This is a genomic window from Mucilaginibacter terrae (assembly GCF_031951985.1).
Classification (GTDB): domain Bacteria; phylum Bacteroidota; class Bacteroidia; order Sphingobacteriales; family Sphingobacteriaceae; genus Mucilaginibacter; species Mucilaginibacter terrae_A.
Genome location: NZ_JAVLVU010000001.1, coordinates 2,139,947 through 2,166,093, shown reverse-complemented (window position 1 = coordinate 2,166,093; position 26,147 = coordinate 2,139,947). Strand labels below are relative to the sequence as shown.

At 43.9% G+C, this 26,147-nt stretch carries 25 protein-coding genes and 1 tRNA gene; 5 read left to right on the top strand and 21 right to left on the bottom strand.

Going from position 1 to position 26,147, the window contains the following annotated elements:
* Positions 1 to 18: 18 nt before the first annotated feature.
* The 8 genes from leuD to ilvD form a co-directional block, all read right to left on the bottom strand.
* Entirely contained in the window at positions 19 to 603 is a 585-nt protein-coding gene (gene leuD / locus QE417_RS08900; protein WP_311949396.1) for a 3-isopropylmalate dehydratase small subunit, read from the bottom strand.
* Positions 604 to 616: 13 nt separating this feature from the next.
* Positions 617 to 1,051: a GxxExxY protein gene (locus tag QE417_RS08895; RefSeq protein WP_311949395.1), complete on the bottom strand. Its 435-nt coding sequence runs from the start codon at positions 1,049 to 1,051 to the stop codon at positions 617 to 619.
* 52 nt (positions 1,052 to 1,103) lie between these two features.
* A complete protein-coding gene (gene leuC / locus QE417_RS08890) occupies positions 1,104 to 2,510 on the bottom strand; it encodes a 3-isopropylmalate dehydratase large subunit (protein WP_311949394.1) in 1,407 nt (468 codons plus the stop codon).
* Between the two features lie 185 nt (positions 2,511 to 2,695).
* Positions 2,696 to 3,754, bottom strand: a complete 1,059-nt coding sequence (ilvC, locus tag QE417_RS08885; protein WP_311949393.1) for a ketol-acid reductoisomerase — start codon at positions 3,752 to 3,754, stop codon at positions 2,696 to 2,698.
* Positions 3,755 to 3,804: 50 nt separating this feature from the next.
* On the bottom strand, positions 3,805 to 4,302 hold the full coding sequence (locus QE417_RS08880; protein WP_311949392.1) for a DinB family protein: 498 nt from the start codon (positions 4,300 to 4,302) through the stop codon (positions 3,805 to 3,807).
* A gap of 5 nt (positions 4,303 to 4,307) precedes the next feature.
* The gene (gene ilvN / locus QE417_RS08875) at positions 4,308 to 4,961 is read right to left on the bottom strand and encodes an acetolactate synthase small subunit (protein ID WP_311949391.1); all 654 of its coding nucleotides are present in this window, start codon (positions 4,959 to 4,961) and stop codon (positions 4,308 to 4,310) included.
* 49 nt (positions 4,962 to 5,010) lie between these two features.
* Positions 5,011 to 6,750, bottom strand: a complete 1,740-nt coding sequence (ilvB, locus tag QE417_RS08870) for a biosynthetic-type acetolactate synthase large subunit (protein WP_311949389.1) — start codon at positions 6,748 to 6,750, stop codon at positions 5,011 to 5,013.
* A 140-nt stretch (positions 6,751 to 6,890) separates the two neighbouring features.
* A complete protein-coding gene (gene ilvD, locus QE417_RS08865) occupies positions 6,891 to 8,603 on the bottom strand; it encodes a dihydroxy-acid dehydratase (RefSeq protein ID WP_311949387.1) in 1,713 nt (570 codons plus the stop codon).
* 518 nt (positions 8,604 to 9,121) lie between these two features.
* Here ilvD and purU point away from each other — a divergent pair.
* From purU to QE417_RS08850, 3 genes are read left to right on the top strand one after another with little or no spacing between them, the layout of a single operon-like run.
* Positions 9,122 to 9,949: a formyltetrahydrofolate deformylase gene (gene purU, locus QE417_RS08860; RefSeq protein WP_311949385.1), complete on the top strand. Its 828-nt coding sequence runs from the start codon at positions 9,122 to 9,124 to the stop codon at positions 9,947 to 9,949.
* 54 nt (positions 9,950 to 10,003) lie between these two features.
* Entirely contained in the window at positions 10,004 to 10,390 is a 387-nt protein-coding gene (locus QE417_RS08855; RefSeq protein WP_311949383.1) for a hypothetical protein, read from the top strand.
* A 30-nt stretch (positions 10,391 to 10,420) separates the two neighbouring features.
* On the top strand, positions 10,421 to 11,086 hold the full coding sequence (locus QE417_RS08850) for a YceH family protein (RefSeq protein ID WP_311949381.1): 666 nt from the start codon (positions 10,421 to 10,423) through the stop codon (positions 11,084 to 11,086).
* 2 nt (positions 11,087 to 11,088) lie between these two features.
* Here QE417_RS08850 and QE417_RS08845 read toward each other — a convergent pair whose 3' ends face one another.
* From QE417_RS08845 to QE417_RS08815, 7 genes are all read right to left on the bottom strand, one after another.
* Entirely contained in the window at positions 11,089 to 11,973 is an 885-nt protein-coding gene (locus QE417_RS08845; RefSeq protein WP_311949379.1) for a DMT family transporter, read from the bottom strand.
* Positions 11,974 to 12,019: 46 nt separating this feature from the next.
* Positions 12,020 to 12,469, bottom strand: a complete 450-nt coding sequence (locus tag QE417_RS08840) for a DUF2314 domain-containing protein (protein WP_311949378.1) — start codon at positions 12,467 to 12,469, stop codon at positions 12,020 to 12,022.
* Position 12,470: 1 nt separating this feature from the next.
* The gene (locus tag QE417_RS08835; RefSeq protein ID WP_311949376.1) at positions 12,471 to 14,342 is read right to left on the bottom strand and encodes a CocE/NonD family hydrolase; all 1,872 of its coding nucleotides are present in this window, start codon (positions 14,340 to 14,342) and stop codon (positions 12,471 to 12,473) included.
* Between the two features lie 35 nt (positions 14,343 to 14,377).
* Positions 14,378 to 15,097, bottom strand: coding sequence for a CPBP family intramembrane glutamic endopeptidase (locus tag QE417_RS08830; protein ID WP_311949375.1), 720 nt, complete (start codon positions 15,095 to 15,097; stop codon positions 14,378 to 14,380).
* Positions 15,098 to 15,127: 30 nt separating this feature from the next.
* Positions 15,128 to 15,655: a hypothetical protein gene (locus tag QE417_RS08825; protein ID WP_311949374.1), complete on the bottom strand. Its 528-nt coding sequence runs from the start codon at positions 15,653 to 15,655 to the stop codon at positions 15,128 to 15,130.
* An 11-nt stretch (positions 15,656 to 15,666) separates the two neighbouring features.
* A complete protein-coding gene (locus QE417_RS08820; RefSeq protein ID WP_311949373.1) occupies positions 15,667 to 16,209 on the bottom strand; it encodes a YcxB family protein in 543 nt (180 codons plus the stop codon).
* 92 nt (positions 16,210 to 16,301) lie between these two features.
* A complete protein-coding gene (locus QE417_RS08815; protein ID WP_311949372.1) occupies positions 16,302 to 17,492 on the bottom strand; it encodes a phosphoglycerate kinase in 1,191 nt (396 codons plus the stop codon).
* A gap of 244 nt (positions 17,493 to 17,736) precedes the next feature.
* On the opposite strand from QE417_RS08815, the gene QE417_RS08810 reads away from it, so the two are divergent.
* Positions 17,737 to 18,237, top strand: coding sequence for a glycine zipper domain-containing protein (locus tag QE417_RS08810; RefSeq protein ID WP_311949371.1), 501 nt, complete (start codon positions 17,737 to 17,739; stop codon positions 18,235 to 18,237).
* 63 nt (positions 18,238 to 18,300) lie between these two features.
* On the opposite strand, the gene QE417_RS08805 is transcribed toward QE417_RS08810, so the two are convergent.
* Together QE417_RS08805 and gap are read right to left on the bottom strand one after the other, a co-directional pair.
* The gene (locus tag QE417_RS08805; protein WP_311949370.1) at positions 18,301 to 18,735 is read right to left on the bottom strand and encodes a GNAT family N-acetyltransferase; all 435 of its coding nucleotides are present in this window, start codon (positions 18,733 to 18,735) and stop codon (positions 18,301 to 18,303) included.
* Between the two features lie 171 nt (positions 18,736 to 18,906).
* Complete coding sequence (gene gap, locus QE417_RS08800) at positions 18,907 to 19,941, bottom strand: type I glyceraldehyde-3-phosphate dehydrogenase (RefSeq protein WP_311949369.1); 1,035 nt, start codon at positions 19,939 to 19,941, stop codon at positions 18,907 to 18,909.
* A 119-nt stretch (positions 19,942 to 20,060) separates the two neighbouring features.
* On the opposite strand from gap, the gene QE417_RS08795 reads away from it, so the two are divergent.
* Complete coding sequence (locus QE417_RS08795) at positions 20,061 to 21,653, top strand: hypothetical protein (protein ID WP_311949368.1); 1,593 nt, start codon at positions 20,061 to 20,063, stop codon at positions 21,651 to 21,653.
* Between the two features lie 680 nt (positions 21,654 to 22,333).
* Here QE417_RS08795 and obgE read toward each other — a convergent pair.
* From obgE to QE417_RS08775, 4 genes are all read right to left on the bottom strand, one after another.
* On the bottom strand, positions 22,334 to 23,341 hold the full coding sequence (gene obgE, locus QE417_RS08790; protein WP_311949367.1) for a GTPase ObgE: 1,008 nt from the start codon (positions 23,339 to 23,341) through the stop codon (positions 22,334 to 22,336).
* A gap of 246 nt (positions 23,342 to 23,587) precedes the next feature.
* Positions 23,588 to 24,160, bottom strand: coding sequence for an adenylate kinase (locus QE417_RS08785; RefSeq protein WP_311949366.1), 573 nt, complete (start codon positions 24,158 to 24,160; stop codon positions 23,588 to 23,590).
* A 70-nt stretch (positions 24,161 to 24,230) separates the two neighbouring features.
* Positions 24,231 to 24,304, bottom strand: a tRNA-Arg gene (locus tag QE417_RS08780).
* A gap of 106 nt (positions 24,305 to 24,410) precedes the next feature.
* Entirely contained in the window at positions 24,411 to 25,991 is a 1,581-nt protein-coding gene (locus tag QE417_RS08775; RefSeq protein WP_311949365.1) for a S8 family peptidase, read from the bottom strand.
* Positions 25,992 to 26,147 lie beyond the last annotated feature (156 nt).

The following is a 26,147-nucleotide window of genomic DNA, read 5'->3' as shown; positions in this document are numbered from 1 at the left end:
TGACGCGTGGATTATTACTTATTTCGTTTCAAACTCCGCTATCAATTCCTTCTTGCTCAAAATGTAATCAATATCATCGTAGCCATTAGTCATACAGGCTTTTTTGTATGGATTAATTTCGAAGCTTTCCTGCTCGCCGGTGCTTACTATTTTGATGAACTGGTTTTCCAGATCAACCTCAACTTCGGCATGTGCATCTGAAAATACAGCTTCAAATAAGTTCTTTAAAAACTCGTCGCTCACCTGTATAGGTAGCAAGCCGTTATTAAGGGCATTGCCTTTAAAAATGTCGGCAAAAAAGCTGCTTACCACCACGTCGAAACCATAATCGGCAATGGCCCAGGCGGCGTGTTCGCGGCTGCTTCCGCAACCAAAGTTTTTACCGGCTACCAGTATTTTGCCCGAATAGGTAGGGTGATTCAGCACGAAATCCTCTTTTGGATTATCGTTCTCATCAAAACGCCAGTCGCGGAACAGGTTGTTACCAAAACCATCACGGGTAGTGGCTTTCAGAAACCTCGCCGGAATGATCTGGTCGGTATCAATATTCTCGATAGGCAAAGGCACTACCGAGGTTTGTAAATGTTTAAAAATCTTAGTCATCTGAACCGGAATTTTAGGAATTTATTGAATTGACAGAATTCTTTAAATTCGGGTTAATCTTTTTATTAAATAGTCTTTTAAATTGCAGGCTGCTGCTGCCAAAATTAATGAGTAAGCCTGTCCTTACCTGATACGCTTCCAAATAGTTTATTGCTTGCGCAAGATGGATGTCTTCTAACTGGCTTAAAGCCTTTAGTTCTACCATAATTTCACCCTCAACAAAGAAATCTACACGACGTGTGCCAATGTATTCATCTCTATACATGATAGGCATCGACATTTCGCGTTCAAACTTCAAGTCGGCAAGACCCATTTCTATTTCTAACGCCCGTTGATAAATTACCTCCTGAAAACCCTTACCTAATGTAGCATGAACACGCATTGCACAGCCAATAATTGTACTTGTACAATCATTAAACTGTGTTGGCGTATTGTTATTTGTGCTCATTAAACTTCAGAAATTCAATTCTGGTAATTTTATTAATTCTTTAAATTCCGGTTCAGACAGCTGTTAATAACTCTCGTATATCCGTCACCTTTCCTGTTATAGCCGCAGCCGCCGCCGTTAACGGACTTGCCAACAACGTACGTGAGTTTGGTCCCTGACGGCCTTCAAAGTTGCGGTTGGAGGTTGATACACAGTATTTGCCTGCAGGTATCTTGTCTTCGTTCATACCTAAACAGGCGCTGCAACCGGGTTCGCGGAGCGGGAAACCTGCTGCTTCAAATATCTTGTCCAGGCCTTCTTCAATGGCCTGTATTTGTACTTGTTTAGAGCCGGGAACTACCCATACGGTAACGTGATCGGCCTTGTGTTTGCCTTTTACAAACTCGGCTACTTCGCGCAGATCTTCAATTCGTGAGTTGGTACAGCTACCAATGAATACATAATCGATAGGTTTACCTATCAGCGATTCATCATCATGCAAACCCATATAGGTTAATGCCTTGGCGTACGAGCCTTGTTCTTTGGCTTCGAAGCTGGCAGTTTCGGGTACGTGCTGGGTAATACCAATGCCCATGCCGGGGTTGGTACCGTAGGTTATCATCGGCTCAATGTCGGCAGCGTCAAAGTATAGTTCGCTGTCAAATTGGGCGTCAGTATCAGAATATAGGGTTTCCCAATAGGCCACCGCTTTGTCCCACTCTTCGCCTTTAGGGGCAAATTCGCGGCCTTTTACATAATCTATCGTAGTTTGATCGGGCGCAATTAAACCACCGCGGGCACCCATTTCGATGCTCATGTTACAGATGGTCATGCGGCCTTCCATGCTCAGCGAGCGGATAGTGTCGCCTGCATACTCCACAAAATAACCGGTACCGCCTGCGGCCGATATTTTAGAGATTATATACAGGATGATGTCTTTTGCGCCTACGCCTTTTTGAAGTTGTCCATTCACTTCAATTTTCATGCGTTTAGGGCGTTGCTGTAACAGGCATTGCGTTGCCATAACCTGTTCAACTTGTGAAGTGCCTATACCAAACGCAATAGCGCCAAAAGCGCCATGGGTAGAGGTGTGGCTATCGCCGCACACATAAGTACAGCCCGGGCGGGTAATGCCCAGCTCAGGACCAATTACGTGCACAATGCCCTGGTAAGGGTGACCTAAGCCGTAAAGCTCGATGCCAAACTCTGCACAGTTTTTGGTAAGCATATCAACCTGGTAACGCGATAGCTCTTCTTTAATAGGCAAGTGCTGATCCCAGGTAGGTACGTTGTGGTCGGCTGTGGCCACAGTTTGTTTTGGCCTGAAAACGGGTAAACCACGCTGGCGCAAGCCATCAAATGCCTGCGGACTGGTTACCTCGTGTATAAAATGTGTATCGATGTATAAAATATCAGGAAAGCCCTCATTGCTGCTTACAATGTGGGCGTCCCAAATTTTATCGAATAATGTTTGTCCCATTTCCTCTTTTAGTATAAAGTAGTAAGTATAAAGTAGTAAGTACCTGTATAATATAGATGTTGTTCCATCTTTAAACTAAGTACTTGCTACTCTATACTTAGTAGTAACAAGTAGTAAGTGCCTGTAAAAGATAGATGTTTCCTGTCTTTTTACTAAGTACTTACTACTTTATACTACTTAAAAAATTATGCTTCTACTTCCTGGTTTTCAGGGCGTAAGCTGCGTACAGTTTTACCAGCTTGCCATAATTCACTTTCGCGAAGCTCACGAAGCTCTTCGTTCAGTTTTTCGCGGTAATCTGGCTGGCTGTTGCTGTCGATAGAGCGCTGTGACTCTTTACCGGTAGCTACGCTTTCGTATAATTCTTCGAATACCGGTTTAGTGGCATCACGGAATTTTTTCCACCAGTCTAACGCACCGCGTTGTGCAGTGGTAGAGCAGTTGGCATACATCCAGTCCATACCGTTTTCGGCAACCAATGGCATTAATGATTGGGTTAATTCTTCAACGGTTTCGTTAAAGGCTTCAGAAGGTGAGTGACCTTTTGAACGTAATACCTCGAACTGTGCTGCAAAAATACCCTGGATACAACCCATCAGCGTACCACGCTCGCCGGTTAAATCGCTGTATACTTCTTTACGGAAATCGGTTTCGAACAGGTAACCGCTACCAACGGCAATACCTAATGCAATAACGCGCTCAAATGCTTTACCGGTAGCATCCTGGAAGATAGCGTAGCTTGAGTTTAAGCCACGGCCTTGCAAGAACATACGGCGTAACGAAGTGCCTGAACCTTTAGGAGCTACCAGGAACACGTCAACATCGGCAGGAGGTATGATGCCGGTTTGCTCGTTGAAGGTAATACCAAAACCGTGAGAGAAATAAAGGGCTTTGCCCGGAGTTAAGTGTTTTTTAACAGTTGGCCAAAGTTCAATCTGGGCGGCATCGCTCAACAGGTAGCAAATGATAGTTCCTTTTTCAAGGGCTTCTTCAATTTCAAATAAAGTTTCGCCGGGTACAAAACCGTCGGCTACTGCTTTATCCCAGGTTTTTGAGTTTTTACGCTGACCAACAATAACGTTGATGCCGTTATCTTTTTGGTTTAACGCCTGACCAGGACCTTGAACACCGTAGCCAATTACCGCTACTACTTCATTTTTAAGCACTTCCTGTGCTTTCGATAAAGGAAATTCGTCGCGGGTTACTACGTTTTCTTCAGTACCGCCAAAATTTAATTGTGCCATTTCTATGTTATTAGTTATTGGGTTATTTGTAAGTTATTTAGTTTGTGAGTTTAGTTTGCGCTAAAATTATGTACAGCTGCCTGCTCAATGTTTAACACGGCACGGCGTAATGCCAAAGCATAACCGAAGTGCAAATTGTCGTGCGTGCTAAAGTATGCTACAGCATCTTCAATCGTATTTAAGGTTACGCCAAATGCCGTAGTTACCGGTTCGTAATTGTTAAATAGCTGCGCGTCAACATCGGCTTTCAAATCATCCAGCAGGGTAAAGGCTTTCTCTTTGTACAAGTCCAGCTCTTCCTCCGTAATAAAATCTTCAGGACGAGTGCCTTTCTGGTATTTGGTGATAGCTTCTAACGCTAAGCGCGGTTCAGCATTGCCGCGTATGTAGCAAAGCGTTTGTTGTGCTGCTACAATGTGCGCAAAGTTCCAGGCAATGTTGTTGCTATATCCCTGCGGAATAACGTTTAATTGCTCAATGCTTAAACCTTCTATCAGTTTAATAAAGTTTAACCTGGTGTGGCGTGCTATTTCAATTGCAAATTCCATAGCCATTACATGGTAAATACCTTGTCGCGTTGATTTAAGTATTCGTTTTCAATTACGTCTTCTCCCGGTTCGCGTTTTTCAAATTCGCGTAATTTCCGGTTAAAGCCATCGCTGTCTTTGATGATAGCGATGCGTGCGCTGCGAACGAATTCAATTAAACCGAAAGGCTGCAATACGTTGATCAGATTATCTGTTTCCTCGCGGTGACCGGTAGTTTCGAATACGATATAATCTTTACGGATAACTACCGCGCGTGCACCATTCTCGCGTAACAAACGCTCAACCGAAGCCTTTTCGGCAATAATATCGGCTGGTACTTTGTACAGCGCCATTTCCTGCCAAATAATGTCGGCATTGGTATGGTAGTATACTTTTAGTACTTCAACCTGTTTTTCAATCTGGCGGGCCAGTTTGCGTACCACGTCTTCGGTTTCATTAATAACGATGTTGAAGCGGTGAATGCTTTCAATCTCTGATGGAGACGTGTTCAGGCTATCGATGTTAATTTTACGACGGGTAAAAATGATAGCAATACGGTTCAGTAAACCAATTTGGTTTTCGGTATAAACTGTAATGTTATATTCCTGTTTAGCCCCACCTAAATCCTCCCCGGAAGGGAGGACTTTGGAACTTATATTTTTGTTTATTTCTGTGCTCATGATTGCTTGGTTTAAAGCCCTCCCTTCCGGGGAGGGTTGGGAGGGGCTATTATTTCAATCTTATTTCGCTTACGCTGCAACCTTGTGGTACCATCGGGAATACGTTGTTCTCTTTGGTAACAAATACTTCTAAAAGGAACGAACCCTTGTGGTCGAGCATTTCTTTCAGGCTCGATTGCAGTTCGTCGCGCTCTTTAATGCATTTGCCGGCAATGCCGTAACCTTTGGCTACCTGTACAAAGTCGGGGCTTTGTATGTCGACAAATGAGTAACGACGCTCGTTAAACAGCTCCTGCCATTGGCGCACCATACCCAGGAAACGGTTGTTGAGGATCAATATCTTTACATCAACGCCGCTTTGCATGATGGTGCCTAATTCCTGTAAAGTCATCTGGAAACCGCCATCACCAATTATGGCAACTACCGTTTTGTCCTGAGCGCCAAACTTAGCGCCTATGGCAGCCGGTAAGGCAAAACCCATGGTACCTAAACCACCGCTGGTAATGTTGCTGCGGGTATTATTGAATTTGGCGTAACGGCAGCCCACCATTTGGTGCTGACCAACATCGGTCACAATAACGGCATCGCCATTGGTTAAGTGATTTAATTGCTCAACAACCTCACCCATGGTCATTTCGCCGGTTTGCGGGTTTAGCTCGGCGTTAATAACCGCTTCTTCTTCCTGGCGGGTAAACTCGTCGAATTTAGCCAGCCATTCGGTGTGTTGTTTGGCCTCAACCAGTTCGGTAAGCATAGGCAAAGTTTCCTTACAATCGCCCCAAACGGCTACGTGGGTTTGAACGTTCTTGTCAATTTCGGCCGGGTCAATATCCAAATGGATAACCTTGGCTTGTTTGGCATATTTATCTAAACGGCCGGTTACACGGTCGTCGAAACGCATACCTATGGCAATGAGTACATCACACTCGTTAGTTAATACGTTAGGGCCGTAGTTACCGTGCATACCCAGCATACCTACGTTTTGAGGATGATCAGTTGGGATGGCACCTGCACCTAAGATGGTCCATGCAGCCGGGATGCCCGATTTTTCAACGAAGGTTTTAAACTCCTGCTCGGCACTGCCTAACAATACGCCTTGACCCCAAAGGATGAACGGTTTTTTGGCTTCGTTAATAACCTGTGCTGCCTGCTCAATAAATTGAGCGCGAACAATAGGTTTTGGGCGATAGCTACGGATATGGTTACAAGGTGTATAACCTTTAAAGTCGAACTTTTGTATCTGCGCGTTCTTGGTAATATCAATTAATACCGGGCCTGGGCGACCTGTACGTGCAATGTAAAACGCCTTTGCAATAGCCTCGGGTATTTCATTAGCATCGGTTACCTGGTAGTTCCATTTGGTTACCGGGGTGGTAATGTTAATTACGTCGGTTTCCTGAAAGGCATCGGTACCCAGTAAATGGGCAAATACCTGACCAGTGATACATACCAATGGAGTACTATCAATTTGGGCATCGGCCAAACCGGTTACCAAATTGGTTGCACCAGGACCGCTGGTTGCAAAGACGACGCCTACCTTGCCTGATGAACGGGCATAGCCCTGTCCGGCGTGAATGCCTCCCTGCTCGTGGCGGACCAGGATGTGGTTTAATTTTTCTTTGTAATCATACAAAGCGTCATAAATAGGCATAATGGCACCACCCGGATAACCGAAAATGGTATCAACGCCTTCCACAAGTAAAGCTTCTAAAAGCGCTACAGAACCCGAAAGCTCGGTTACTGTTTGCTTTTCAGGTGCGGTGAGTACGTCTTGCTGTGCAACTTCCATATTAGTTTTATTAGTTGTCTGTATTTTATTCCCCTCTTGAGAGGGGGTGTGCTGGCGTAGTGTGATGGCAGGGGTGTGTTCTTCGCTTTGAAGGGACACACCCCTAACCCCTCTCGAGAGGGGAACTGAAATAAGCTCAATTACGCTATTTCGTCCGTTACGCAACCCTCGGCGGCGGTGCTTACGGTTTTGGCATAGCGGTATAGTAAGCCTTTGGTAACACGTAGTGGCGGTTGCTGCCAGGCTGCTTTGCGGGCGGCCAGTTCCTCTTCGCTTATCATTAAGTTGATGCTGTTTTTAGTGGCATCAATTTCAATGCGGTCTTCGTCTTTTACCAGGGCTATGGTGCCACCACGATATGATTCGGGGGTGATGTGGCCTACCACAAAACCATGGGTGCCACCGCTAAAGCGGCCGTCGGTTATTAAGGCTACCGAGGCACCTAAACCCGCACCAAATATGGCCGATGTTGGTTTTAGCATTTCCGGCATTCCGGGTGCGCCTATTGGGCCTACATTGCGTATCACTACCACGTCGCCGGCTTTAACCCGGCCGGTTTGTATACCATCAATCAAGTCAAATTCTCCATCAAAAACACGGGCAGGACCTTCAAATTTTTCGCCCTCTTTACCGCTAATTTTGGCTACACTACCACCTTCGGCTAAGTTTCCGTAAAGTATTTGCAGGTGACCGGTAGTTTTTACCGGTGCTTCAACAGGCCATATAATTTTTTGCGTATCAAAATCAAGTTCAGGAACATCAGCCAAATTTTCGGCTACGGTTTTGCCGGTTACGGTAAGGCAATCGCCGTGTAACCAACCCTGGCTAAGGCAGTATTTCATTACTGCGGGTACGCCGCCAACATTGTGCAGGTCGGTCATCATATACTTACCGCTTGGCTTCATATCGGCTAATACTGGGATACGGTCGCTGATGCTTTGGAAATCATCCTGGGTAACCTTAACATCAACACTTTTTGCCATGGCTATCATGTGCAATACCGCGTTGGTGCTGCCGCCTAATACCATAATGATCACCATCGCATTCTCGAATGCTTTGCGGGTCATGATATCACTTGGCTTAATATCTTTTTCTAATAATATTTTGATGGCTTTACCGGCTGCCAAACACTCGGCTTTCTTTTCGTCGCTCAAAGCCGGGTTGCTTGATGAGTAAGGCAAGCTCATGCCTAACGCCTCAATAGCGGCTGCCATGGTATTGGCTGTATATACACCGCCACAGGCGCCTGCGCTTGGGCAAGCATTTTTAATAACACCTATATAATCCTCCGGACTAATAGTGCCGGCAATCTTTTTACCCAAAGCTTCAAATGCCGATACGATGTTCAGGTCTTCACCCTTCCAATGGCCCGGGTGAATAGTGCCACCGTACACCATGATTGACGGACGGTTTAAACGACCCATAGCAATGATCGATCCCGGCATGTTTTTATCGCAACCGGGCAGGGTAATCAGGCCGTCATAATATTGGGCACCGGTAACTGCTTCAATTGAATCGGCAATAACATCGCGGCTTATTAACGAGTAGCGCATACCCGGAGTGCCGTTGCCCATGCCATCGCTCACACCAATGGTGTGGAAGATAAGGCCAACCAAATCTTCGTTCCAAATACCTTCTTTTACAATTTTGGCTAAATCGTTAAGGTGCATATTACACGTGTTACCATCGTAACCCATACTGGCAACTCCCACCTGAGCCTTTTTCATGTCCTCATCGGTTAAACCAATGCCGTAAAGCATGGCCTGTGCCGCAGGCTGGGTAGGGTCTTGGGTAAAGGTTTTGCTGTATTTGTTTAATTCTACAGCCTCGGTAGTGTCGGTATTAAAGCTCATTTTTGTATAGTACTTCCGGTTTGTTATTTTAACGTTAAGCTCATGTTATGCTGTCTTGATTCCGATGATTTATATTCGGAAAATAGGATTAAGCAATAACAGTTAATAGATTTATGATTTAGGCTTACAATCAATATTTGTAAGGTAGAGAGATGCCTCAAATTAGGCAAGAGGATAAAAATAATTTTTTATTAAGTTTTTTATTCTGTATTTATTAATAATTAAGAATTATATTTTGTATTTAGATGTATATGTAGAATATAATTCTTATTAAAGAATACCAAAGTTTAAAACGGTATTCGGTATGGTTGTTATGCATGCATAGCATTGAAGCTGTATTCTGCCTGAAAATGAGAAAACTTTAAAAAAATTAGAAAATTATAAGTGATAGATCAACCCATGTACCGGCATTGTATTACATGTATCATATGAAGTTAAAAACATGTTCTTGTTTAATTCTTGTCTTTATTAGATAGACGACTTTTATTGAAGCACTTATTTATTATCTTTCGAGCCTGATGATCATAATAATTCAATGCCGCGACCGCGTAGGGCTGGTGTCGGCCATATCGGGTGCGCTGAGTAAGGCCGGGCTCAACATTATTAATATGGATGAGTATGTGGACAAGGCCGAGAACCGGTTTTTTGTAAGGCTGAATGTTGAGCAACCCGACGGCACCACTTTGCACGAAGACGATCTGAAACCTTTGCTGCCCGATGATGCCGTAGTAACCATCAATCCATCGCCCGAAAAGAAAATTGTGGTAATGGTAACCAAGGAGTACCATTGCCTGGCCGATATACTGGTACGTAATTATTTTAAAACACTTGGCGCAACCGTGCAGGCCGTAATTGGTAACCACAATGTATTGCAGGATATTTGCCAGCGTTTTGGCGTGCCTTTCCATTATATATCGCACGAGCAGGAAAGCAAAGCTCACTTTGAGGATGCAATAGTTGATACCATTAATAATTATAACCCCGATTATGTGGTGCTGGCCAAATTCATGCGCATTTTGTCGCCCGAGTTTGTGGCGCGGTTCCCAATGCGGGTTATTAATATACACCACTCGTTTTTGCCGGCCTTTATAGGTGCCAATCCGTACAGGCAAGCGTACAATCGTGGCGTGAAAATTATAGGAGCCACCGCCCACTTTGTAACTAACGATTTAGACGAAGGCCCAATCATTTCGCAACAAACCATTCATGTTAATCATTCTTACACAGCTCAAGACATGATGAAGGCTGGTCGCGAGGTCGAAACATCGGTTTTGGCAAACGCTTTGCAGTTGGTTTTACACGACAGGGTATTTGTGTATAAAAATAAAACAGTGGTATTTGAGTAACATCATCCAACCCTTCTGCCTTAGGCTGAAGGGCTTTTAAAATTTACATGTATTATGAAAACTAAGATTTATTACTTGATTGCATTTGTTATTGTTGCACTTGCAGCTTGTACAGCTCAAAAAGGTACATCAGTACATGACCAGCTTGATGGCCGCTGGCACTTAACCGAAACGCTGAATGACATAGGCGATGGTAAAGGCAAGTATGTGGCTGTAACTGCCGATAGTTCATACATTACGTTTAGTAAAGCCGGATTAGTTGGCGGCAACGCTATTTATGGTGCCACTAATTATAAGTTGATCGATGCTACCCATTTGGCATTGACTATTAAAGGGAATACAGCCCCAATTAATTACCGCTATAAGGTAGATGGCAACGATTTGGAACTTAATGCCCCTTGCCGCGAGGCTTGTGGCTTGCGCTTTAAGCGGATGAAATAGTTATATCATCACAATTACTATATTTAGCGCATGGATTACTCGCAAAGCTTGCCTAAACTCAGTGCCGAAGAAATACGCGTGTTAGGCTCCATGATGGAAAAAAGCCGTACCACGCCCGATTATTATCCCATGACTATTAACAGTTTAACGGCGGCCTGCAATCAAAAATCGTCGCGCAAGCCTGTTGTTAATTATGATGAAGATACGGTGGTGCGCACGCTCGATACATTGAAGAAAAAAGGTTTGGTTTCAACCGCCACGGGTGGGAGCAGTCGTGCTATTAAGTACAAGCATAACTTTGCTATCGTTTTCCCGGTAATACCATCCGAAGTGGCCATTATTTGTTTGCTATTGCTCCGTGGCCCCCAAACTCCGGGCGAACTGAACACCAACTCGGGCCGTATGTATGAGTTTGAAAGTTTAGACGATGTGCAGGAAGCTTTAGAAAAACTAAGCAGTGGCGATGTTCCATATCTTACCCCATTGCCACGACGTACCGGTCAAAAAGAAACCCGTTATATGCATTTGCTTGGCGAATCGCTGGATATGTCAGAATATGACGAACCTGAAGGCAATTCATCATCAAGTTCCAATTCATCTGTTAGCGCACTCGAAGAACGTGTTAGCAAACTGGAAGAAGAATTGGCTACGATGCGTACCGAATTTGATAAATTGATGAAAGAATTAATGGGATAAAATCAGGCATTTTCCGTAACTGCATTTTTTGCCTTCCGCTTAGATATCACCAAACCCACAATAACCATTGCTGTGCCCGCTACCGAGTAAAGCGTGATGCTTTCGCCCAGTAAAAGGTAGCCGAACAGATACCCAAAAACCGGCACCAGGTACAACCATGAGGCTGCCGTTACCGGGTCATGCTTTACAAGGTACATCCATATCATATTGGCAACGAAGGACAGCACAATGATAAGCCATGCTAAACTCAGCAGCAGGTTGGCATCAACCGCGCGTACATGGTTAGTGTTAAATAAAAAGCAAAAAGGCAGCAGCATAATGCCGCCCGCAAATACCTGCCAAACATTAAACACCATGCGCGATAACGACATGTGCGTGCGCGACAGGTAAATGCTACTCAATGCGTAGGCTACCACGTAAATAACTAATAATAAAATACCTAAAGGTTTAATGGATGCAGTAGGTAATGCGGCTAATGAGGCCAGTATTAACCCGGCAAAGGATATGAACATACCGCCAACCTCAAAACGGGTAAGCTTTCTTTTTAAAAATAACGACGATAACAGGGCGATGAGCAATGGCGTAACTGCGGTAAACAACATGCTGATCCCTGCCGATGCAAATTTCTGCGCAGCAAAAAAACTACCCAAAGTAGCCGTACTATTCAGAAAGCCGTAAATAATAATGGGTTTCCACTCATTGCGGCGGGGTAAAAAACGGTGTTTGGGATGAATTAAAAAGAAAGGGGCAAACAACAAGCCTGTGCAAATAAAACGTATGGCGGCCAGCATCAACCCATCGGCCGAACGGATGCCAAACTTAGCTCCGATTGCCCCGGTTGACCACAGTATGGCAAACATTAACCCGGGCAGCATCTTCTTAAACATGCGGCTAAGTTAAGCAGGATGTTTAAATAGAGGGTTACTAATTGCTTTATCTCTTACTTTTTAGGTATTCTGATGAAAAGCTACCCAGCTTTTTGTGATGCACTTCATCATATATAACCCAATCTTCCACATCTTTCAAAGGTACAGTTACCTCATCCTGTATCTTGATGTTTTTGATCACATAGGGAGAGTCGACCAGCATGCCTTGAAAAGTGCCGTTTTGCAGAGCGAAAACCCTTGACCACATATGTTCATGTTCGCCCTTGTCAACAAAGTCTGATTTTACAGCAAAAATGTAATTCTTTTCATCATCTGCATGGCGTTTCAAACTGTCAACAAACTGACTCATTTTCGATTGAGCAGTATCTTTAAGCGCCAAAAATGTCCTATCTTCTTTCACAAGCCCTACGACTGTATCAGGTTTCTTGGTGGATGTATTGTTACAAGCTTGTAAGCTCAGTAACAATAAACCCGCATATACAAATAGCTTTTTCATATTACAGTACCCTAACTTTCAAAAAGCTCAGATTGTTTTTCGATGTATAAATACGGTGCGTGGCTTTCTTAAAGTCGGTATCCTTGGCCTTCATTATGTCCTGAAACTGCTGGGTATTACGGTCGATAAGCGGGAACCATGAGCTTTGCACCTGTACCATAATGCGGTGGCCTTTTTTAAAGGTGTGGAGTATATCCTGCAGTTCAAAATTTACGGGGCTAACCTTGCCTGGTACAAATGCCGATGGTTTATCAAAACCTGTACGGTATTTGCCGCGCATGCTTTCGCTGCGTACCATTTGCTGGTAGCAAGCCATTTTTACATCCTTGGTGGTGAATTTATTGTTTTGGGCGCTATCTGGATAAACATCAATTACCTTCACAACCCAGTCGGCATCGGTGCCGGTGGTTGATACTTTGAGGTTAGCCCATATGTTGCCAGCCAGGGTAACATCGCTGGTAAGTACATCAGTTTGGTAAGTAATTACATCTTTACGATCGGCTAAAAAGCGTTGGTCGGCGGTCATGTAATCGCGCTCCATATCCATGGTGGGTTTGGCGTAGTACGGTACCGGGTTGGCCGGGTCAGACACGAACTCGTTAAAGGTGCTCTTAACCGAAGCCGGTGCCGTGAACGATAATTTGCCGCCGGGCAAAAAATACAGGTTCTTTTCTTTAGCCGGTGCAGGTGGCCAAATGTTGTAGGTGCGCCATTGGTTTACGCCGGTTTCAAAAGTGGTTACTTTGGGCATGTTGAATGGCGTGCCTTTGAGGTAGTGACTAAAGAACGCGAACTCAATGTTATCACGATAGAATGGTGCGGTTTCGCCGCCAAAATCAACATCGCCTAAGTGGTCGCCCGTGCCGCGTGCCCAGCCGCCGTGCACCCACGGACCCATAGCAAAATAAATCGGGGTGTTGGGGTTTTTAGCTGCCAGTACTTTGTAGGTGTTAATGGCACCGTACAAATCTTCGGCATCGTACCAACCACCAGTAACCAGCGTGGCGGTTTTGATGTCGTGCAGGTGGATTAATACATTGCGGTCTTTCCAATGCTGATCGTAATCGGGGTGATCCATCATTTCGTTCCACAAACGAATGGTATCTTTAAAATACTTTACGTTGGTGTTACGCATACTTCCCATTTTTAAAAAGAAGTTGTAACCATCTTCGCTACCCGCATTGGGGTTAAACCTTGCTCCGCGACGCTGGGTAGGTTTATCATCCTGCCTGTTGGTAAAGCCGGGATAGAAACCAAAGTTGGCCGCCAAAAAGAAAGCGCCGTTGTGCCAGGCATCATCGCGCCATAAATCGGCAATGGGTGCCTGCGGCGATGCAGCAACCAGGGCAGGATGGCGGCTCAATAAAGCCGTGGTGGTATAAAAGCCCGGGTAGGAGATGCCCCAAACGCCCACTTTGCCGTTGTTATTGGCTACGTTTTTCAGCAGCCAGTCTATAGTATCATAAGTATCGGTGCCTTCGTCAACATCTTTATTGGTTTTATGCTCTTCCAGTTCGGGCGTCATTTCTTCGTAAATGCCTTCGCTCATCCAGCGGCCGCGTACGTCCTGGTAAACAAAAATATAGCCATCCTGCATAAACTGGGCATTGGGTCCGATGGATGGCTTATAGGCATCAGGACCATAAGGCGCTACGCTGTAGCAGGTACGGTCCATCATAAACGGGTATTTCTTCGACTGGTCTTTAGGTACGTAAACCGATGTGAACAGCTTTTTGCCATCGCGCATGGGTATCTGGTACTCATACTTGGTGTAGTTGGTTTTTACATAAGCGGCATCAGGGCCACCGGCGCCGGGCTGGGCAAAAGCCGAAATGGCGAAGAGCGTTAGAATAATTGAAGTAAGGAATTTCATGGAGAGCAATAATTTATGCTAAATATAATGATTACTTAAACGAACACAATCAGGTTCCATAAATTATGAAAAATGATAGATGGAACGATGCTGTCCGTACGTTGTTTAAGCCAGGCCAGTATGAGCCCAAGGCCAAAGGTCATGAACAGTTTTTGTGAATTGATGGTAAGATGAAAATGCTCATCTAAGTTAACCCCATGCACTAAGCCAAACAGTAGCGAGGTTATTAAAACGCCCCATCCTATGGGAGCTTTAATTATGGTAATAGATGGCTTGTAAATTTTATTGAGAAAGCCCAGTAAAACGCCACGATAAATAAGTTCCTCGGTAAGTCCCGGAAGGATGGCCTGAAAAGCAAAAGTTTCTGCATGGAATGCTGTTGATGCACCGCTTGAAAGTTTAAGGAATAGCCTTAATCCTAAAAACACTACCATTACTCCAACTACCGGCCATAACGAACCTGGTTTGAGTTTGAATGTCCACCCTGCCTCGGGTAGACTGATTTTATTGTTATTATATAAGCACACCAACGCCGCTACCAGCACCGCAATTTTGCCCGACCAGTTCCATTGCTCGCCGGGAAATACATCGAACTTAACTGTAGATACGATAACCGATTCGGCTATATGAATGAGTGCGAACCAAAGGAACAATTGGTAATCTGACCAGCTATACTTTCGTCTGATAGCAAGGGCTATTGTAAGCAGGATAGCTAAATGCAGTAGGGTGTTAATTATGGGTAGTATAAGGTTCACTAACCTAATGTAGTAAAAATGCAGATAAACCTATAAAATAACTACCGGCCAGTAAACTGGTTTAAACTGACTGCATACTTTAATTAGGGCGTCTGGTTTTACCGGTTCCATCCATCCGTATTGAGCATTTTGCAAACCTTGGTGAACGGCGTCAAGCACTATGGCCGTTTCGTATACGATTTTTCCATCATGCAATAAATAAAATGAACTGCTAACAGTAGCTATGTCGGCATCGCTAACTTTAAACTGCCAGTTGTTTTGCATGTAATTTAAAACGTGCTTATCGGTAGTTTTAAGGCAGGTACGTTTTAATATGGAGGGATGCAGGCCTTGCCAATCTTCGTTCTTTAAAACAAGGTAAGCCGCCCAATTACCTTTTTTAAAATCGATGTTCGAAAATAGCTTTACACTATTATTATCCTGACCGGCTTTGATGCTTTCTGATTGATGGCTTGCAGTTACCGGCAATACAAGATTATAACCAGTTCGTACTGAAAGGGTAAATGCAAGTACGATAATCATAAATAATGCGATGACGAGCCATGCCGATTTACTCATATTAATTTAAGCTATTTCCACTTCCACTCCAGTTCTCTGTTTATTGAAACGTTATTTGCCTGTGCAATATCAGTAAGCAGACTGTTCAGCTCATTGTAATCAAAGCTGCGTTTAGGTAGTGTAATTGTATCTTGTGAATGAAATTTTACAAAAAAGTAATCTGCAGTTTCGGAGATGTTTTCTATTTGTGATGTATTAAGAGATACATCCGAAAAAATATTTTTGTATATGAATTTGTCAGCTGTTAAGGTTATATCAAATGGTACATCTTGAAGTTTACCGAATTTTTCAAGCACAAATTTTTTGTATTGCTTTTTGTAAACCAGTTTTTGTAATTGAGGAAACAATATAAAGGCAGCACATGAGGCAGCTATACAATACCACATCCAGGTAAGGTCTTCCAGAAAGTAGAAGACTATTGCCATCAGCAAAAGCCAACCGCTTAACACGAATACTCCTCTACGTCTCATTCGGGTAATTGCTTTGGATTTTGAAACAACAAACAGATAGTTTGTTAAAAAGTCTTCTTTAGTAAATGTGATAATGGCGTGCATATGTGTTAGATTGGTAGTAAATATATCACTACAAAAAAGGAAACGGCAAGTGTATTACACCTGCCGTTTTAAATTATCTTGAAGATTTATAATTACTCATTAATTGCTTTAACACCCGGCAATTCCTTGCCTTCCATATATTCCAGCAAGGCACCGCCGCCGGTTGATACATAACTCACGTCATCGTTAAAGCCAAACTTTGATACCGCAGCGGCCGAATCGCCACCACCAATGAGGGTAAAGCCGCCGTCTTTGGTAGCTTGTACTACCGCTTCGGCTACGGCTCTGGTGCCTTTCTCAAATTTTTCCATTTCAAAAACACCCATAGGGCCGTTCCATAATACGGTTTTCGATTCGGCTACCACTTTGGTGAAAGCAGCAATTGAATCCGGACCAATATCCAGTCCCATCCAGCCGTCTTTAATATTATCGTTTTGAGCTATATCGGTATTGGCATCGGCCGCAAACGCATCTGCAATAATCGAATCGGTTGGCAACAGTAATTTAACACCTCTTTCGTTAGCCTTTTTAATAAGCTCTAAAGCCAGTTCTAACTTATCGTCTTCTACCAGTGATTTACCAATGCTACCTCCTTGTGCCTTGGCAAAAGTATAAGCCATACCACCACCTATAATGAGGTTATCAACCTTGTCGAGCATGCTCTCAATCAGCAATAATTTATCGCTCACCTTAGCGCCACCCATAATGGCGGTGAAAGGTTTAGCAGCGCCGCTCAGTACTTTTTCGGCATTTTCCAGTTCGGCAGCCATCAGGTAACCAAAGTATTTTGCCTCAGGGAAGAACTGCGCAATAACCGCAGTTGAAGCGTGTGCACGGTGAGCGGTACCAAAGGCATCATTCACGTATACATCGCCCAGTTTTGATAGTTTTTCGGCAAATTCCTTGTCGCCTTTTTCTTCTTCTTTATAAAAACGCAGGTTCTCTAATAATAAAACTTCGCCGTCTTTTAAGGCGGAGGCCTTATCGGTAGCCTGGGTGCCAATGCAATCATCGGCAAACTGTACTTCTTTACCCAAAAGGTCAGATAGGTGCGGGATAATGTGTTTTAAAGAGTACTTCTCGGTCGGACCTTCTTTCGGGCGGCCCAGGTGCGACATCAGTATGAGCGAACCACCATCGGCCAAAATCTTTTTCAAGGTTGGCAGTGCGGCGGTAATGCGGTTGTCGTCGGTTATGTTGTAATCCTTGTCAAGCGGAACGTTAAAGTCAACCCTGATAAGGGCTTTTTTTCCGGCAAAGTTTAATTGATCAATTGTTTTCATGGTTGTTGGAACGTCAAATTGAGTGCCCAAAATCAGAAAATAAATTGAGATACAAGAAGGTAATTTTAAAAATGTGTGGAAAATACACTATGGTTGCTCAATCCTAATAATTTAAGAAAGTATAATTAACGCTTGATAGTAACAAAAGTTGTAAAGATTGGCAAATAATTTGCATAGGTTGATTTGACTTTAACAAGTTCATCAAGTCATATTATTATTCACATCTACTTAAAAATTGTTTTTTATGATACAAGTAAAGCGTTTATTGATAGTAACAGGAATTTCAGTTGGTTTGGTTGCATGTCACTCAAACCCTAATCAATCAAATGTGGCTGTTAAAGTAGACAGTCCGGTTGTTGCTAAAGCAGACACCGTGGGTCTTGCTGCCTTCAAAGCTGAAAAGCAAGCTCGTTATGAAGATAGTTTGAAAGCTGTAGGTGCCGAACGTGAGCGCGAGCGTCGCCGTGCAGCAGCAGCAGCAGCTACAACAAGGTATGCTTCATCAAGCGGTACAAGATCGTCGTATGCTGCATCAGGCTATGGTTCGAGCAATACCACCACCACCACCAAGAAAAGCCATGCCGCACGTAACGGTGCATTAATTGGTGCCGGTGCCGGTGCTTTAACAGGTGCTTTGGTAACTAAAAAGAATCGTGGTGTAGGTGCCTTAATTGGTGGCGTAGCCGGTGGTGCTGCAGGTTACGGTGTAGGTAAAATTGTAGAAAAGAAAAAAGAGAATCAATAAGGATTACTCACCTATAAAAAAAGCAACTCAAACGAGTTGCTTTTTTTATGCTTTAAAATTTTACTACTGTATCTTGAGATACATGGCATAATGCGGACCTATACCCGGAATGTCAAACTCCTTAGATACAATTTCGAAACCTACATTGCTGTAAAAGTTGGCAGCTACCTTACGTGCATTGCACCAAACGTAATTTACTTTTTGACCACGCATATATACAATGGCAAAATTAATAAGCTGTGTACCCAGGCCTTTGCCCTGGTGATTTTTTAAGGTAGCCATGCCGCGCAATTGGTAAGCCTCACCCTGATATTCACCATAGCTTTGCGGATGGAACGAAGCTATACTTACTAATTCTTCACCATCAAAATAACCCAAGTGGAAACTTTTGGGATTTTCGTCGCCATCAAAACGGCATTGTTCGAGCGTGAGTTTTCCTTCGCGTAGTATTTCGTTACGGATCGGAAGGATGTCGTCTTTACTTATAAATTTTACCACAGGGTGTAGTTATTAGTTACTGGGTTGTTGAGTTATTAGTAAAACTGTTATTGCGAGCTATATCGTGGCAATCTCCACTAAGCAGGTTGGTAGATTTGCAAATGGAGATTGCCACGTCGCCCCAATGCTCTTTCCTGAGCTGCTCCTCGCAATGACACGTTTTTTAAGAGCTTATCTTGATTCTTGGCTCTTGGTTCTTGTCTCTACAATCGGCTCTAATTTCGCTATTCTCTCCACCAAATCAGCCAAACGGCTACTATAGCCCATTTCGTTATCGTACCAGCCCACTATTTTTACCAAATCGCCAACTATGGAGGTAAGCTGTGCATCAAATATACAACTGTGCGGGTTATCTAAAATATCGGTCGAGACGATCGGGTCTTCGGTGTACTCCAATATATTTTTCATAGCACCCTCGGCAGCTTGTTTAAAGGCAGCATTAATGGCTTCCACAGTTGCCGGTTTTTTAAGCAGGCAGGTAAAATCGGTAAGTGAACCATTGAGCACAGGTACACGGATGCCTGCCCCGCCCAATTTGCCATCCAAGTGTGGAAATATAGACGTAATAGCCTTGGCCGCACCTGTTGTTGTAGGAATGATTGATGCCGAAGCAGCACGCGCCCTGCGCAGGTCTTTATGTGGCGCATCGTGCAGGTTTTGATCGCCGGTCATGGAGTGTACGGTGGTAATGTAGCCCTCGGTTATGCCCCAGTTATCTTCGAGCACCTTTACCATGGCGGCCACATTGTTAGTAGTGCAAGATGCATTGGAGATAATGGGCGAACGCAGGTCAATCTGATCATCATTAACACCCAATACTACAGTAGGTACTGTTTTACCACCTGCGGGTGCCGATAAAATTACCTGTTTGGCACCTGCTGCTAAATGCTGGTTGCCGCCATCGAGCGAGGCAAATTTGCCAGTCGACTCAATAACAAGGTCTATATCTAATTCAGCCCACGGTAAGTTTACCGGGATACTTTCGGCCAGTACTTTTATTGCCTTTCCGTTAATGAAGAGATGGTTATCATCAAAGCTTACCTCGCCCTTAAAGCCACGGTGCACACTATCATACTTAAATAAATGAGCCAGTGTTTGGGTGTTGGTTATATCGTTAATGGCTACCACCTCAATACCGGGGCGGTTCAAAATATTACGGAGAAATATGCGGCCTATACGACCAAATCCGTTAATGGCAATCCTCATGATCTAAACACTTAGTACGTTGCAAAACTATAAATAATACAGGGTTAAGCATATAGCTATTATACACGGTCGGGTCATATTCATGCTATCACTTTAATAATGCGTATTTTAGCACCGGCATGATCTACACAGAAAACCATAGAGAAAACAAATTAGCGCTCCTTATTTTATCGGTACCCGTACTGGTAACATTAATTATAGGCGTTTATAGTTTTATAGCCCCTCCGGCCATCTTCCCTGATCCAAGCTGGGGTTTCCAGGCCATGCGGTCAATGGAGCTGGGTGGGCCGTTTAATCAAATTGTGGGACCCGATCAAGGTAATATTGCTGATAATTACGGGTACTTTTTAACGTGGTGGTCGCCGGGGCAATACTTGGTGCCTTATTTTTTCAAGAGTTTGTTCCATCTGAATGTCGGCCAGGCAGCAGCTATTACCAGTGTGCTTTGCGAGGTAGTTGGCTTGTTGGGCTTTTTTGCTTTTTTTAAACGGGTAGGGTTTAAACCTGTAACAGCCGCCTTGAGCGTTGCTTTTATAGCCAGCCAGGTATTTTACTTTATACCCTATGCTTTTTACAATGGGGGAGAAGTGCTCATGTTTGCTTATGCAGGCTGGTTTTTATACGGATGCTTTTACTTTAAAAGAATCAGCATACCCATGCTGCTGTTTGTGCTTTTTGCCGGTTGGATAGGTTTCTTTTGCAAATCATCTATGTTGCTGGTGTATGCATCGGGCTTGTTTTGTATGTGGATCAACCTGTCGCCACCACGAAAGGATTATGCCGCATGGATAAAGAATGGGGTGGCTATTGGTATTCCCTTCGTAATTTCGGTGATCACTATTAAGCTGTTTTATTTAAGTAAGGGCGAAAATCCAACGTCGGGTAGTAACGGCGGCTTACGTATTATATGGGAAACGTTTGCTTTTCCGCTGGGCTCGCCGCTTTTGGCCGGTTTTTCGGTTGATGATTTAACCCGCGGACTCGTTTACCATCCTGATGGGCCTATGTTTTCGCCGGTTGTAACCGTACTTATTTTAATTGGTTTGGCTGCCGCAAGTATAGCGCTCATTTGGGCAATTATAAAATATGTACCGTATCGCCCTTATGTAATTGCCGTGGTGGTTTTTTACGTGGTGTTTTTCCTGTTCTTCGGGCAGGCCTTTGTAAGACAATTGGCCATTTCGTACGAGGGTAGGCACTTTCGCATTGTAGGATTGCTGGTTATTCCGGGTGCTATTTACCTGATCGAGCGTAGCAAAACATACTTTAAAGCCGCTTTTGGCTTAATTTGGATATTTATTGCCTTGCAAAGTTTTACCATAATTCATCGCGAATACTGGTTTAACCGAGAAGAGGGCGTTCGGGGAAATACAGGTATCGTTCAGCAATTTATTGATAAGCCTACACTCAATTATTTATTGCAGGCTGATAAAACGCAGCGAAATGCCACGTTTGTATTTACCAGTGCCGATTTAGGTTTGGAGATACAGCACAACCGCATTATTACCATTGAACCCATAGGTGCCGATGTGGGTACCAACTACGATGACTATACCTATAAAGGTCATGCCGGCCCACTTTACATATTGCTCCCATCGGAGTATGAAGCCAATGGTGGAGCTCAATTTATTATGGAGAAGTGTTTCCCGGGGTATAAGGATTTTAAGCCTAAAAAGGTAAGTGAGGATTATACGGTTTGGGAAGCGAAGTAGGGGAGTAATGTATCATCTCGTCATTGCGAGACAGGAGTGGGGATAGCGTTGGCCGTCGAAGCAATCTGGGAATTTCTAAGCACAAGTTGGAGGTATTGCTGTTACTTCTCTGTATGTGCCCTGTTAGGACAGGTAATGTTGTTGCACCTAAGCATGTGGGATGTACTTTCTTTTTTATACAAAAAAAAGTACCAAAGAAAAACTAAGCGTAGCGACCTCATGAACATCAATAAAAAATAAACACTTGTGAATAAACTTGCGGCTACGTCCTGTTGCTACTTTGGGTTGTGCTTTTACTGGGGCTTGTGGTTGCCGCAACATTCCTGATGCCGCGAAAAGGTGTTACGTTCGGGCAGTGCTTTCGTATAATTATGTCATTTCGAATGATAAAGAGAAATCTTTTCAAATGGATTAGCTGTTCGTTTCGAAAAGATTTCTCCCGATGGTCGAAATGACTTGCGGCTACGTTTATTTGCTATGTTAGTGCTGTGCTTTTACTTGGGTTTGTGCTACCCGCAAAACACTGATGCCGTGGAGAAACGGTTTCGTTAGGGTAGTGCTTTAGTCTTGTGGAGAAATCGTTTTACATAAAAAGAGACACAAGGTCTTGTGTCTCTACGATAGTATGTGTTTTTAAAAGTAGATGCGCAATGCTTTGTGCCTACTGTTGATCATCTTCTCTAAACCGCCGACTTATTGATCTCTGTCCACAACAGATCCTTTAACGGGTCGATACCTTGTTGGGCTACGGCAGATATGAATACGGCCGGGATGCCTTCCGGTAATTCGGCTTTCATTTCTTGCTGAAGTTCCTCGTCGAGCAAATCACTTTTGGTTATGGCCAGTACGCGGGGCTTGTGTATGAGTTCGGGGTTATACTCCTGCAGTTCGTGCAGTAATATGGCATACTCCTGTTTAATGGTGCGGTTGGTATCAGCCGGAATCATAAACAGCAGCACCGAGTTGCGCTCAATATGGCGCAGGAAACGGAATCCTAATCCTTTGCCTTTTGATGCACCTTCAATAATACCCGGAATATCGGCCATTACAAATGAACGGTTATTACGGTAAGCCACAATTCCTAAATTGGGCACCAGGGTGGTAAAGGCATAATCGGCAATCTCGGGTTTGGCCGCCGATACTACCGATAATAGCGTGGATTTGCCTGCATTAGGAAAGCCAACCAAACCTACATCGGCCAGTAGTTTAAGCTCTAATATATTCCAGTGCTCTTGTCCAGGCTCGCCGGGTTGGGCGTAACGGGGTGTTTGGTGTGTTGATGTTTTAAAGTGCCAGTTGCCCAAACCTCCACGACCGCCGGGGGTTAAAATTTTGGTTTCACCGTCTTTAGTTATTTCAAAAATTACTTCACCTGTTTCGGCATCACGGGCTATAGTACCTAACGGTACTTCCAGTATTTCATCTCTGCCGGTTTTGCCGGTGCTTAGTGCACTGCTACCGCTGTCTCCATCGCCTGCCATAATGTGCTTGCGGTATTTGAGGTGCAGCATAGTCCATAACTGGGCATTACCCTTAACAATTACGTGCCCGCCACGGCCGCCATCACCACCATCAGGGCCACCCTTGGCGGTATGCTTATCGCGGTGCAAGTGTGCCGAACCGGCGCCGCCCTTACCCGAGCGGCAGCAAATTTTCACGTAATCAACAAAGTTTGAACCCTGGCTCATGTGTTTTGTATTTTGAAATTCGAGTGTTCAATTTCGAATTTGTTTTTCTCTTAATTCTTTACCCTGTCACTTCGAGCGATAGAGGGAAATCCTATATGCATTGCCATAGCCGCTTATATTAAGATCCCTCGTTCCCCGGGATGACATATTATATTTATGTTGTAGCTATAAAACAACAATTTCGGATTCAAACAGTTCTTTGCAGCACTGCTCAAATCCGAAACTCAAATTCCGATACCCGGAATATTAATATCCTTCAACCACAGCGCTCAGCGAACTGAAGATACCGTCAATTGAACCTATACCGTTAATGCTGGTAAATTTGTTCTGGTCTTTATAAAACTCGGCTACCGGGGTAGTTTTGTTGTTATACTCGTTAATGCGTTTACGAATAATTTCGGGGTTGGCATCATCGGGGCGGCCAGAGGTTTTACCGCGCTCTAACAAGCGTTTCTCTAACTCTTCATCGTCAACTACCAAAGCAATCATGCCCGAAATGGCGGTGTTTTTTTCTTCAAGCAAGGTGTCTAACGCTGCAGCCTGAGCTACCGTGCGCGGAAAGCCGTCGAATATAAATCCTTTAGCATCAGGGTTGGCATCCAGTTTATTGCTGATCATGCCTATCACCACTTCATCAGGAACCAGTTTGCCATCGTCCATCAGTTTTTTAGCTTCAAGACCAAGTGCCGTGCCTTGAGAAATTTCACCGCGCAAAATATCACCGGTTGAGAGGTGTATTAAGCCATATTTATCAATAAGGTTTTGAGATTGTGTACCCTTGCCAGCGCCGGGCGGACCAAACAAAACTAAGTTCAGCATCCTTGTGATTTGTGTTTTAAAGTAAAAAAGCCTTTCTGCAATAATACGGAAAGGCTTTCGGATTAAAAAGTGCACTCGAAGGGAGTCGAACCCCTAACCTTCTGATCCGTAGTCAGATGCTCTATCCAATTGAGCTACGAGTGCTTTCTGAAACGGAATGCAAAAGTAGTATTATTTTGCATTCCGCTCAAATGTTTTTAAAAAAAATCTATAACTTTTTTATTCTGTGCTAATAATCAGCTTTTTAATTTTACATAGATGCCGCTAATTGCAGGGCATTGTAGGCATTAATGATACCGCCGGTTTTACAAAGGTCGGCAAATGCAAGCTCAGTATTTTGGCCGTTAACCTTGGTAGTTACCGTATGATTTACCTTTACAACCGATTTTAAGATGATGTCTTTCACCTGCGCTGCACTCAATTTAGGATAGTATGAGCGTATTAGTGATGCCAAACCTGCAACAACGGGCGCTGCCATACTGGTACCGCTATGCAAGGCGTAGGTTGAACCCGGAGTGGTTGAATTAATATCAACGCCTGGTGCAAACACATCAACCGTGTTTTTGCCATAGTTAGAAAATGATGCTTTTAGCGTATTATCATCCTTAGAGCCCGATGCACCTACCTCGATCCAGTTAGCAGCTTGCCCTCCATCCTCATATTTAGCCAGCGGAAAGTTTTTATCTACATCAAGGTTAAGGTTATCGTTACCTGCTGCATGCACCAGCAATACGTCTTTGCTCATGGCGTATTTAACGGCTTCGTCTACCGCTTTTTTATCCCATGAGTAGCCTTTGCCAAAACTCATGCTAACTACTTTGGCACCGTTTTCGGCAGCGTAACGTATGGCGTTGGCTACGTCTTTATCACGCTCATCACCATCAGGCACAGTACGTACCGACATGATCATCACATTATCGGCCACGCCTTTAATGCCTAAGTTATTATCGCGTACGGCACCAATTATACCGGCGCAGTGCGAGCCGTGGTCGGCATCAGGTCCGGCAACATCGGCATTGCCATATTTACGCTCTTTGCTGTCGGCATAGTTATCGCCTACAATACTGCGCGGGTCAAAATCGAGGTTAAAGTGATATTGTACCTGTGTATTGTAATGGTCAAAGGCATCAACAATAACCGCCTGGTAAAACTCTTTAAAGTCTTTAAAGCGGGGAACTAAGCGCAATGCATTTGCTTTAGCAATGGTTTCGGCCTGGTTTTCGGGCGTAAATTTTTCAATATCGGCCACGGTTGGGTTTTGATTGCCAATTTTAGTAAGCATACTTGCTATACCGGTTTTAGCATTGGTAAGGCTTTGAAGGTTTTTTTTAGCAGGAATTACCTTTTTATCAAGTTCGGTTCGTAGCTTTTGATACGTTTCAAAATCGGCTAAATCCTTTCCGCTAAGTTTGGTGGTGTCTTTACCGGTAAACTGGGTGCGGTATTTGCGTGCCAGGCGGGTAAGTTCAATGTTATCCCAATGTACATCACCTTTGGCACCGCCAATAAAATCCCAGCCATGTAAGTCGTCAATATAGCCGTTTTTATCATTGTCTTTACCATCGCCGGCAACTTCCTTGGGGTTAGTCCAAATTATTTTTTTGAGGTCTTCGTGTTCAATATCAATACCGCCATCAATAACCGCAACCAGTACCGGTGTCGATTTCTTGCCTTTCAGTAATTCAAGGTAAGCTTTTTCGGTGCTTATGCCAAAGGTAGTATCTGATTTTAAGTCGAGGTTTTGCCAGTTGGCTTTTTGCGCGTAGCTGCAATAGCTAACGGTAAGTCCGGCAGTTAACAGCAGACTCTTTAATAATAAATTAGGGTTCATATTTATCTATGAAATGGGTTTTAACTATATGCAATATTAAACAAAAAATCCCCGCATTTATTACGGGGATCTTTGAAGATGAATGAGGCCTGTCTTAGTTCATCGAGGTTGGTTCATAGTTTATGGCCGGAGTGATATGCTAAGAACTTTTACAAT

What these genes read in the sequence shown, in the direction of transcription:
- leuD (WP_311949396.1), bottom strand. Translation starts at nt 603, where the DNA reads ATGACTAAGATTTTTAAACATTTACAAACCTCGGTAGTGCCTTTGCCT.
- QE417_RS08895 (WP_311949395.1), bottom strand. Translation starts at nt 1,051, where the DNA reads ATGAGCACAAATAACAATACGCCAACACAGTTTAATGATTGTACAAGT.
- leuC (WP_311949394.1), bottom strand. Translation starts at nt 2,510, where the DNA reads ATGGGACAAACATTATTCGATAAAATTTGGGACGCCCACATTGTAAGC.
- ilvC (WP_311949393.1), bottom strand. Translation starts at nt 3,754, where the DNA reads ATGGCACAATTAAATTTTGGCGGTACTGAAGAAAACGTAGTAACCCGC.
- QE417_RS08880 (WP_311949392.1), bottom strand. Translation starts at nt 4,302, where the DNA reads ATGGAATTTGCAATTGAAATAGCACGCCACACCAGGTTAAACTTTATT.
- ilvN (WP_311949391.1), bottom strand. Translation starts at nt 4,961, where the DNA reads ATGAGCACAGAAATAAACAAAAATATAAGTTCCAAAGTCCTCCCTTCC.
- ilvB (WP_311949389.1), bottom strand. Translation starts at nt 6,750, where the DNA reads ATGGAAGTTGCACAGCAAGACGTACTCACCGCACCTGAAAAGCAAACA.
- ilvD (WP_311949387.1), bottom strand. Translation starts at nt 8,603, where the DNA reads ATGAGCTTTAATACCGACACTACCGAGGCTGTAGAATTAAACAAATAC.
- purU (WP_311949385.1), top strand. Translation starts at nt 9,122, where the DNA reads ATGATCATAATAATTCAATGCCGCGACCGCGTAGGGCTGGTGTCGGCC.
- QE417_RS08855 (WP_311949383.1), top strand. Translation starts at nt 10,004, where the DNA reads ATGAAAACTAAGATTTATTACTTGATTGCATTTGTTATTGTTGCACTT.
- QE417_RS08850 (WP_311949381.1), top strand. Translation starts at nt 10,421, where the DNA reads ATGGATTACTCGCAAAGCTTGCCTAAACTCAGTGCCGAAGAAATACGC.
- QE417_RS08845 (WP_311949379.1), bottom strand. Translation starts at nt 11,973, where the DNA reads ATGTTTAAGAAGATGCTGCCCGGGTTAATGTTTGCCATACTGTGGTCA.
- QE417_RS08840 (WP_311949378.1), bottom strand. Translation starts at nt 12,469, where the DNA reads ATGAAAAAGCTATTTGTATATGCGGGTTTATTGTTACTGAGCTTACAA.
- QE417_RS08835 (WP_311949376.1), bottom strand. Translation starts at nt 14,342, where the DNA reads ATGAAATTCCTTACTTCAATTATTCTAACGCTCTTCGCCATTTCGGCT.
- QE417_RS08825 (WP_311949374.1), bottom strand. Translation starts at nt 15,655, where the DNA reads ATGAGTAAATCGGCATGGCTCGTCATCGCATTATTTATGATTATCGTA.
- QE417_RS08820 (WP_311949373.1), bottom strand. Translation starts at nt 16,209, where the DNA reads ATGCACGCCATTATCACATTTACTAAAGAAGACTTTTTAACAAACTAT.
- QE417_RS08815 (WP_311949372.1), bottom strand. Translation starts at nt 17,492, where the DNA reads ATGAAAACAATTGATCAATTAAACTTTGCCGGAAAAAAAGCCCTTATC.
- QE417_RS08810 (WP_311949371.1), top strand. Translation starts at nt 17,737, where the DNA reads ATGATACAAGTAAAGCGTTTATTGATAGTAACAGGAATTTCAGTTGGT.
- gap (WP_311949369.1), bottom strand. Translation starts at nt 19,941, where the DNA reads ATGAGGATTGCCATTAACGGATTTGGTCGTATAGGCCGCATATTTCTC.
- QE417_RS08795 (WP_311949368.1), top strand. Translation starts at nt 20,061, where the DNA reads ATGATCTACACAGAAAACCATAGAGAAAACAAATTAGCGCTCCTTATT.
- obgE (WP_311949367.1), bottom strand. Translation starts at nt 23,341, where the DNA reads ATGAGCCAGGGTTCAAACTTTGTTGATTACGTGAAAATTTGCTGCCGC.
- QE417_RS08785 (WP_311949366.1), bottom strand. Translation starts at nt 24,160, where the DNA reads ATGCTGAACTTAGTTTTGTTTGGTCCGCCCGGCGCTGGCAAGGGTACA.
- QE417_RS08775 (WP_311949365.1), bottom strand. Translation starts at nt 25,991, where the DNA reads ATGAACCCTAATTTATTATTAAAGAGTCTGCTGTTAACTGCCGGACTT.